This is a genomic window from Actinomadura sp. 7K534 (assembly GCF_004348575.1).
Classification (GTDB): domain Bacteria; phylum Actinomycetota; class Actinomycetes; order Streptosporangiales; family Streptosporangiaceae; genus Spirillospora; species Spirillospora livida.
Genome location: NZ_SMKB01000011.1, coordinates 59,661 through 67,918, shown reverse-complemented (window position 1 = coordinate 67,918; position 8,258 = coordinate 59,661). Strand labels below are relative to the sequence as shown.

The following is an 8,258-nucleotide window of genomic DNA, read 5'->3' as shown; positions in this document are numbered from 1 at the left end:
ACCCGCACCCGCCCCCCGGCAGGCGCTCGGCATGCGCCTCCAGCTGAGCGACGAGGCCGCCGCCCGCATCCGCGAGCTGATCATGGAGGGCCGGGTCCGGCCCGGCGACCATCTGCGGCTCGAACGGCTCGCCATGGAGTTCGGCATCAGCGTCACCCCGGTCAGGGAGGCGCTGAAGTCGCTGCGCAGCGAGGGATTCGTCGTCCTGGAGCCGCGCCGCGGGTTCGTCGTCGCGCCGCTGTCGAAACGGGACGTCCAGGACCTGTTCTGGGTGCAGGCGGGCATCGCCGCCGAGCTGGCCGCCCGCGCCACCCCGCGGATCGGCCCGGAGGACCTGCGCGGCCTGGAGGCGCTCCACCGCGAATTGGAACGCGCCTTCGCCGCCCGGCGACCCGACCTGATGGAGGAGCACAACCACCACTTCCACCGCGAGATCAACCTGGCGGCCGACTCGGCGAAGCTGGCCTGGTCGCTCGGCACGGCCGCACGGTACGTCCCGCGCGGGTTGTACGGGAGGCTTCCCGGCTGGCCGGACCTCGCGGTGCGAGATCACGAGCACGTCCTCGCCGCGCTGCGGGACGGCGACGCCGCCGCGGCGGCCGAACGGATGCGGGACCACGTCGTACGGGCCGGTGAACTCCTGGTGAGCCACCTCGAAAGCCGCGGAATGTGGCCATCTGGCGACGAGGCCCGGCACTAGCGCGGCGCCGTTTCGCAGTGGTCGGCCGACCAGCGTGCGGTCCGGGAGGGAGGCTCAGCCCGCCAGCCAGGCGTCGACGCCCGCGAGCAGCCGCCCCCGCACGTCGTCCGGCGCCGCCGACGCCCTGATCGACTGCCGCGCCAGATCGGCCAGCTCGGCGTCGGAGAAGCCGTGGTCGGCCCGGGCGAGCTCGTACTGGACGGCCAGCCGCGAACCGAACAGCAGCGGGTCGTCCGCGCCCAGCGCGATCGACGCGCCCGCCTCGTACAGCCGCCGCACCGGCACGTCCGACGCCGTCGCCGCCACCCCGAGGCCCACGTTCGACGCCGGGCACACCTCCAGCGTCACACCGCGCTCGATGATCTGCTCCAGGAGCCGCGGGTCCTCGACGGCGCGCACGCCGTGCCCGATCCGGTCGGCCTCCAGGGTCTCCAGGCATTCCCGGATGCTCGCCGGGCCGAGCAGCTCACCGCCGTGCGGGGTCGACAGCAGGCCGCCGCGCTTGGCGATCCGGAACGCGCCCTCGAAGTCGTAGGCCCGGCCCCGCCGCTCGTCGTTGGACAGCCCGAACCCGACGACGCCCCGGCCGGCGTGCTGGACGGCCAGCCGGGCGAGCGTCTTGGCGTCCAGCGGGTGCCGGGTGCGGTTCGCGGCGATGACCACGCCGATGCCGACGCCGGTGGCCTCGGACGCGTCCCGCGCCGCGTCCAGCACCAGCTCCACCGTGGGGGTCAGCCCACCGAACTTCGCCGCGTACCCGCTCGGATCGACCTGGATCTCCAGCCAGCCCGACCCCTCCGCCGCCTCGTCCTCGGCCGTCTCCCGCAGCAGGCGGCGCAGGTCGCCGGGCGTCTGCAGCACCGAGCGGGCGATGTCGTAGAGGCGCTGGAACCGGAACCAGCCGCGTTCGTCCGTCGCCTGCAGCTTGGGCGGCCAGTCCTCCACGAGGGCGTCCGGCAGATGCACGCCGTGCGCGCCGGCGAGCTCGACGAGCGTCGAGTGCCGCATCGACCCGGTGAAATGCAGGTGCAGGTGCGCCTTGGGGAGCAGTGCCACGTCATTGCGGGCGGAACCCAGAACCTCCTGGGCGGGACGAGCTGACACGGTAGGGGCCTCCATGTGCCAATGCTGCCGGGTGATCGGCGCGGTTGAACCCCCTTCCGGAAGGATCACCTCACCGGACTACCTCGTATGACACGCGACGGCCATCCCCGCACATGGGCATCCCGAAAAAACTTTGGGATCGCGTGCAACCTCGTCCGGACACCGTGCGTATACGAGGGGCGCCAGAGAGAGACGGGCACCCCCGTAACCGAGCACGGGCAGGAAAGGGATACACGATGATCACGCTGAAGGCCGCCCTGATCGCGGCGTCCGCCATCGGGACCGTCGCCGTGGGCGGCGGCGCGACCTGGGCGATGGCAGGCTCCCACCAGGAGGCGGACCTCCGCCCCCAGGGCGCCACGGCCCCCGCGGTGGAGCGCGAGGTCCGGGACGCCGTGCCCGGCACCCCGCCGACCTGCCTGCCGGCCAAGCCCGCGCTGCCCAGCGCCAAGATCCCGGAGACCGGGGCGGAGAGGCAGGTCCGGAAGCACCTGGAGCAGAACCCCGCCACCAGGGAACTGCCGAAGGTGGACGTGCCCAAGACCGACCTCCCGGGCGCCGAGCTGCCCGACGCCAAGGTCCCGGACGCGAAGGTCCCTGACGCGAAGGTCCCTGACGCCAAGCTGCCGGACGCCAAGCTGCCGGACGCCAGGGGCAAGCTCCCGTCCGACCTGCCGACCTGCCTGCCGTCCACGAAGGAGCTGACGAAGGGGACCCCGGCGACCACGCCGTCCGCCCGCGTCCCGGCCAAGCCCGGCCTACCCGCCGTCCCCCGGCTCGACTGCACCGATCTGGTGCCGGCGGTCGAGGTCGGCGGCACGGTCGAGCGGACGGTCCTGCTGGCCAAGGGCCTGCGCCACGTCTCGACCGTCCCCGGCTCCGCCGACCTGCGGAAGGCGAACATCTGCGCCGTCACGCAGAAGTGGGCCGACAAGACCGGCCGGTGGATCACCGTCGAAACCCTGAGGACGCCCGCCGGCATGACGCAGAATCAGCTGCGGCAGGCGCTGAAGCTGCCCAAGGGCGGCACCCCCGTGACCGTGCCCGGCGGCACCGCCGGCTCGATCCTCCCGGACCGCGGCGGCGTGCTGCTGTTCGACGCGGACGGCCGGTCGCTGCTCGTCAACGGCAGCCCCGTCCTCGCGGGCGGCCTGAAGGACGTCACCACCGCGCTGGCCCAGGTCAAGTAGAAGGGCCGGCCAGCACGCAGCGGTACCAGGAACCGGGTGGGCGGCTCGGCGCGGAGCCGCCCACCCCCGAGAGAAGACCGGCCGGATTCGCGCCAGCCCGGGACGGAGCACAGTGGGGCGTCGAGACGACGAGACGTTCGTGGAGTTCGTGGCCGCACGCGGCGATGCCCTGCTGCGCACCGCGGCGCTGATGTGCGGGGCACGGCAGGACGCCGAGGACGTCCTGCAGACCGCGCTGGAGAAGGCGTACCGGCACTGGGGCCGGATCGAGCCCGGCAGCGACCCCGAGCCCTACGTCCGCAGGATCCTGGTCAATCTCGTGATCAGCCGCTCCCGCCGCTGGAAGGTTTTGAAGGAGATCCACATGGCGCGGCTGCCGGAACGGCCGGCGGCCTCGCCCGAACACGCCGTCGAGCTGAGGGGGACGCTCATGGACGAGCTGCGCAGGCTCGGCCCGCGGCAGCGGGCGGTACTGGTCCTGCGGTTCTGGGAGGACCTGTCGGAGGCGGAGACGGCGCAGGCGCTCGGCTGTTCGGTCGGAACGGTCAAGAGCCAGGCGTCCCGGGGGCTCGCCAGGCTCCGGGAGCGCCTCGGCACGAACCTGGCGCCACTGGGGAGATGAGCGATGGACCTGGAGAGTGAACTGCGGCAGGCCATGGCCGAGCAGGTGGCCGGGACGACCGCGCCGGCGTCGCTCGTCGCGGACGTCAAGCGCCGGCACCGGCGCCGCAAGGCCCGGATCCACGCCGCCGCCGGAGCCGCCGCGGCCACGGTCGCTGCGCTCGCCCTGGTGCCCACCTACCAGTCGTTCCGGGCCGCACCTGCCGGGAACCCCGGGACCGCCCGACCCGCGGACGGCGGCCCGACGCTCGAGCAGCCGGAACGACCGCCCGCCCCGGGTTCCTCCGCGTCCCCGTCAGCCAAGGGGGAGCCCGGGGCGGGCGCCTCCTCCCGGCCGGAGGCCCACCCGTCGGCGAGCGGGTCCGCGGACGACCCGCGCGAGCCCGGCCCCGGGGGAGTGGTGGACGGCCTGCCGGGCTGGATCACCTACATCCCGGACGGCCTCACCGCCGCGGGCCCGTGCACGGTGACGGACGGCGCCGAGCGCGAGACGACGACCTGCAAGTGGCGCGGGAGCGCGGGGTGGCTGGAGATCGCCATGGTGAAGGGGAGCGGGCTCACCGGCCCGCGGGACCTCATGAAGTCGCCCGGCCTTCCCGGGCGCACGTCCGTGCGGGGGGCGCCGGCCCTCACCGCCGACCGTCCCGGCTCAGGACGCCAGATCTCCTGGCTCGCCGGACCCGGCGTCGGGGTGACCGTGTCGGCCGGCGGCTCGGTGGAGACCCGGCTGATGCGCGTCGCCGAGGGCGTCCGCCCGTGAACGCGGCGCCGGAGGGCCGCTCGGGGAGGCACTGACGCCGTTCCGGCGGGACGTCCCGCGGCGGGGAGGGGCCGCGGCGGGACGGCCGGCCGGAACGCTCCGGGAACGGGCCGGTGGACGCGGCCCGTTCCGCACGGAACCGGCCCCGGGCACATGATGCGCCCGGGGCCGGTTCACGACCGCGAAAAGGGTGTCAGCTCGCCTCGGACAGCAGCTTCGCGACCCGCGAGACGCCCTCGACGAGGTCGTCGTCGCCGAGCGCGTACGACAGGCGGAAGTAGCCCGGCGTGCCGAACGCCTCGCCCGGCACCAGCGCGACCTCCGCCTCCTCCAGGATCAGCGCCGCCAGCTCCACCGACGTCTCGGGACGCTTGCCGCGGATCTCCTTGCCCAGCAGCTCCTTGACCGACGGGTAGGCGTAGAACGCGCCCTCCGGCTCGGGGCAGACCACGCCCGGGATCTCGTTCAGCATCCGCACGATCGTCTTACGGCGCCGGTCGAACGAGGTGCGCATCTCCGCCACCGCCGACAGGTCGCCCGTCACCGCCGCGATGGCCGCGGCCTGCGACACGTTCGCCACGTTGGACGTCGCGTGCGACTGGAGGTTGGCCGCGGCCTTCACCACGTCCGCCGGCCCGATCAGCCAGCCGACCCGCCAGCCCGTCATCGCGTACGTCTTGGCGACGCCGTTCAGCACGACCGTCCGGTCGGCCAGCTCCGGCACCACCACGGGCATCGAGTGGAACTCGGCGTCCCCGTACACCAGGTGCTCGTAGATCTCGTCGGTCACGACCCACAGGCCGTGCTCCTCCGCCCAGCGGCCGACGGCCTCGATCTCGGCGCGGGAGTACACGGCGCCGGTCGGGTTGGACGGCGACACGAACAGCAGGACCTTCGTCCGGTCGGTGCGGGCCGCCTCCAGCTGGTCGACGCTCACCTTGTAGCCGGTGGTCTCGTCGGCGACCACGTCCACCGGCACCCCGCCCGCGAGCTTGATCGACTCGGGGTAGGTCGTCCAGTACGGCGTCGGCACGAGCACCTCGTCGCCCGGGTCGAGCAGTGCGGCGAACGCCTCGTACACCGCCTGCTTGCCGCCGTTGGTCACCAGGACCTGGGACGCCTCGACCTTGTAGCCGGAGTCCCGCTCGGTCTTCTCCGCGATGGCGGCGCGCAGCTCGGGCAGCCCGCCCGCGGGCGTGTACTTGTGGAAGCGCGGCACGGAGCAGGCGGCCACCGCCGCCTCGACGATGTAGCCGGGCGTGGGGAAGTCGGGCTCGCCCGCGCCGAACCCGATGACCGGGCGGCCCGCCGCCTTGAGCGCCTTGGCCTTGGCGTCGACGGCCAGCGTGGCGGATTCGGATATCGCGGCGATGCGCTTGGAGATGCGAGGACGGTCGATGCTCATATCCCTATCGTTACAGACGATGTCCGGTGGCCAGAGCGGTATACCGGGGCGGGTCCGGACGCGTCCCCGGCACGGCCCCGTGACACGGTCCGGGCGTCCTGCGCCATCCGGTTCGACGCGGGGGCCCGGGGCACGTAGACTCACCGTCCTAGTGGCGCGTCCCCGCTCTACGAGCCTGTCCGCACACGGATGTCGGCAAAGGTCGTAAGCTGGACGCGGCACGACCCGGTCCCGTGGCCGGGTGTTCTCCGTTGACCCGGAGAATGAAGGGCAGTGGCTCAATTGGTAGAGCTCCGGTCTCCAAAACCGGCGGTTGGGGGTTCGAGTCCCTCCTGCCCTGCGAGGTGCGGTGCGCGCACCCGTGCCGGCCGCGACATGGCGGCGCCGTGGCGCTTCGCGGCACGGGACCGTGCGGCAACCACATGGTGGTTGGATCACGACCTATGAGGTGAACGGCGGCAAATGGCGACTGAGACCGACGAGCGCGACGAGCCCGAGGCCAAGGGCGAGGGCAAGCGCAAGAAGGAGAAGTCCCCGCGGCGGACGACTCCGGCGCTCTTCGTGCGCCAGATCATCGCCGAGCTGCGCAAGGTCATCTGGCCCACGCGGCGGGAACTCATCACCTACACGGTCGCGGCACTGATCTTCGTGCTGATCATGGTGGGGATCGTGTCCGGCGTCGACTACGGGCTGCAGCAGGGCATTTACGCCATCTTCGGCTGATCGGCCTCGGCTGATCGCGCCCGGGCCGCGGCGTACCGACGTGCCGCCGCCGCACCACCGCAAGTCCATTCACCGCAAGCCGAGAGAAAGAGACACCGTGTCCGAGCCCTCACAGCCCTACGACGAGGCCGTTGAAGAGGCCCAGTCCGCTGCGGCTGCTGCGGCAGACCAGGCGGCCGAGCCCGCCGAGGAGACGGCCGAGGCGGCCGTCGCCGCCGGCGAAGCCGAGCCCGCGGACACGAAGCTCGAGGGCGAGGGCCCCGGGCCGGACGCCGCCGCGGACGCCGCCGATCTCGCCGAGGCCGTCACGGACGAGCAGGACGAGGACGAAGACGAAGACGAGGAGGAGGCCGGCCCCCCGGCCGACCCCTACGCCGACTTCAAGATGCAGCTCCGGCTCCAGCCGGGCGACTGGTACGTCGTGCACTCCTACGCGGGGTACGAGAACCGGGTCAAGACCAACATCGAGACCCGGACGCAGACCCTCAACATGGAGGACTACATCTTCCAGATCGAGGTCCCGCAGCACGAGGTGACCGAGATCAAGCAGGGCAAGCGGCAGAAGGTCAACGAGAAGGTCCTGCCGGGCTACATCCTGGTCCGCATGGAACTGACCGACGAGTCCTGGGCCGCGGTCCGCAACACGCCCGGCGTCACCGGGTTCGTCGGGCTGCTGAACAAGCCGTCCCCGCTGAGCCTGGACGAGGTCGCCGGCCTGCTCGCCCCGGAGCCCGAGGAGGGCACCGTCAAGGCCAAGGAGCAGGCGAAGGCCCCCGCCACCGTCGACTACGAGGTCGGCGAGTCGGTCACCGTCATGGACGGCCCGTTCGCCACCCTCCCCGCCACGGTCAACGAGATCAACGCCGAGCAGCAGAAGCTCAAGGTCCTGGTCTCGATCTTCGGCCGGGAGACCCCCGTCGAGCTGTCCTTCAACCAGGTCTCCAAGATCTGACTTGAGCCCAGGCCGGGCCGTTTCCCGCGATGGCGGGGGACGGCCCGGATCCATGCGGGGCGTGCAGCATGTTCGGCCCGATGGATCGACCGGCCCGCACGAGGCCGTATTCTGGACGGGTTGTCCCGCCCAGGCGGGGGACGGCCGGCACGGTCCGGATCGAACCCCACCGGGAAATCGTCCCGCTTTGGCGGGGACGGTCCGGTGCATCTGCGCACCGGACAGGCAACACCAGCGATGCTCCCCGCTCACGCGGGTTGCGAGTCCAAGTGGTTCCTACACGGAGGATGCGTCCCAGCCGCCGTGTTGCCCGGATGACCGGGAGTCGGAACCACCGATAAATGGGATAAAGGGGTTCAAGTGCCTCCGAAGAAGAAGATCGCCGCGCTCGTCAAGGTCCAGCTGCAGGCCGGGGCCGCGACTCCGGCGCCGCCGGTCGGTACCGCGCTCGGTCCGCACGGCGTCAACATCATGGACTTCTGCAAGCAGTACAACGCTGCCACGGAGTCCCAGCGGGGCAACGTCGTCCCCGTAGAGATCACCATCTACGAGGACCGGTCGTTCACCTTCGTCACCAAGACCCCGCCGGCCGCGCAGCTCATCCTGAAGGCCGCGGGCGTCGACAAGGGCAGCGGCGAGCCGCACAAGACCAAGGTCGGCTCGATCACCGCCGACCAGGTCCGCGAGATCGCCACGACCAAGATGCCCGACCTCAACGCCAAGAGCCTGGAGACCGCCGAGAAGATCGTCGCCGGCACCGCCAGGTCGATGGGCATCGAGATCAAGTGACCTGACGCCGTATC

General features: G+C 72.1%; 9 protein-coding genes and 1 tRNA gene. 8 read left to right on the top strand and 2 right to left on the bottom strand.

Features of this window, described 5'->3' with window-relative positions:
• A partial coding sequence (locus tag E1266_RS04560; protein ID WP_207945413.1) for a GntR family transcriptional regulator occupies positions 1–700 on the top strand: 700 nt, incomplete at its 5' end.
• A gap of 54 nt (positions 701–754) precedes the next feature.
• Here E1266_RS04560 and E1266_RS04555 read toward each other — a convergent pair.
• Positions 755–1,819, bottom strand: coding sequence for an adenosine deaminase (locus tag E1266_RS04555; RefSeq protein WP_132044019.1), 1,065 nt, complete (start codon positions 1,817–1,819; stop codon positions 755–757).
• 221 nt (positions 1,820–2,040) lie between these two features.
• On the opposite strand from E1266_RS04555, the gene E1266_RS04550 reads away from it, so the two are divergent.
• The 3 genes from E1266_RS04550 to E1266_RS04540 all read left to right on the top strand — a co-directional run bounded on the left by E1266_RS04550 (position 2,041) and on the right by E1266_RS04540 (position 4,375).
• Complete coding sequence (locus tag E1266_RS04550) at positions 2,041–2,994, top strand: hypothetical protein (RefSeq protein ID WP_132044017.1); 954 nt, start codon at positions 2,041–2,043, stop codon at positions 2,992–2,994.
• 112 nt (positions 2,995–3,106) lie between these two features.
• Positions 3,107–3,616 carry a SigE family RNA polymerase sigma factor gene (locus E1266_RS04545; RefSeq protein WP_132044015.1) on the top strand — a complete coding sequence of 170 codons (510 nt, stop codon included), beginning with the start codon at positions 3,107–3,109 and terminating at the stop codon, positions 3,614–3,616.
• Between the two features lie 3 nt (positions 3,617–3,619).
• Positions 3,620–4,375, top strand: coding sequence for a hypothetical protein (locus E1266_RS04540; protein WP_132044013.1), 756 nt, complete (start codon positions 3,620–3,622; stop codon positions 4,373–4,375).
• A gap of 193 nt (positions 4,376–4,568) precedes the next feature.
• Here the strand turns inward: E1266_RS04540 and E1266_RS04535 are convergent, their stop codons facing one another.
• Positions 4,569–5,780 carry a pyridoxal phosphate-dependent aminotransferase gene (locus E1266_RS04535; RefSeq protein WP_132044011.1) on the bottom strand — a complete coding sequence of 404 codons (1,212 nt, stop codon included), beginning with the start codon at positions 5,778–5,780 and terminating at the stop codon, positions 4,569–4,571.
• Positions 5,781–6,047: 267 nt separating this feature from the next.
• Between E1266_RS04535 and E1266_RS04530 the strand changes: the two genes are divergently transcribed.
• From E1266_RS04530 to rplK, 4 genes are all read left to right on the top strand, one after another.
• Positions 6,048–6,120, top strand: a tRNA-Trp gene (locus E1266_RS04530).
• Positions 6,121–6,242: 122 nt separating this feature from the next.
• Entirely contained in the window at positions 6,243–6,503 is a 261-nt protein-coding gene (gene secE / locus E1266_RS04525; RefSeq protein WP_132044009.1) for a preprotein translocase subunit SecE, read from the top strand.
• A gap of 97 nt (positions 6,504–6,600) precedes the next feature.
• Positions 6,601–7,455, top strand: coding sequence for a transcription termination/antitermination protein NusG (gene nusG / locus E1266_RS04520; RefSeq protein WP_132044007.1), 855 nt, complete (start codon positions 6,601–6,603; stop codon positions 7,453–7,455).
• A 360-nt stretch (positions 7,456–7,815) separates the two neighbouring features.
• A complete protein-coding gene (gene rplK / locus E1266_RS04515) occupies positions 7,816–8,244 on the top strand; it encodes a 50S ribosomal protein L11 (RefSeq protein WP_132044005.1) in 429 nt (142 codons plus the stop codon).
• The last annotated feature ends 14 nt before the right edge of the window (positions 8,245–8,258 follow it).

What these genes read in the sequence shown, in the direction of transcription:
- E1266_RS04555 (WP_132044019.1), bottom strand. Translation starts at nt 1,819, where the DNA reads ATGGAGGCCCCTACCGTGTCAGCTCGTCCCGCCCAGGAGGTTCTGGGT.
- E1266_RS04550 (WP_132044017.1), top strand. Translation starts at nt 2,041, where the DNA reads ATGATCACGCTGAAGGCCGCCCTGATCGCGGCGTCCGCCATCGGGACC.
- E1266_RS04540 (WP_132044013.1), top strand. Translation starts at nt 3,620, where the DNA reads ATGGACCTGGAGAGTGAACTGCGGCAGGCCATGGCCGAGCAGGTGGCC.
- E1266_RS04535 (WP_132044011.1), bottom strand. Translation starts at nt 5,780, where the DNA reads ATGAGCATCGACCGTCCTCGCATCTCCAAGCGCATCGCCGCGATATCC.
- secE (WP_132044009.1), top strand. Translation starts at nt 6,243, where the DNA reads ATGGCGACTGAGACCGACGAGCGCGACGAGCCCGAGGCCAAGGGCGAG.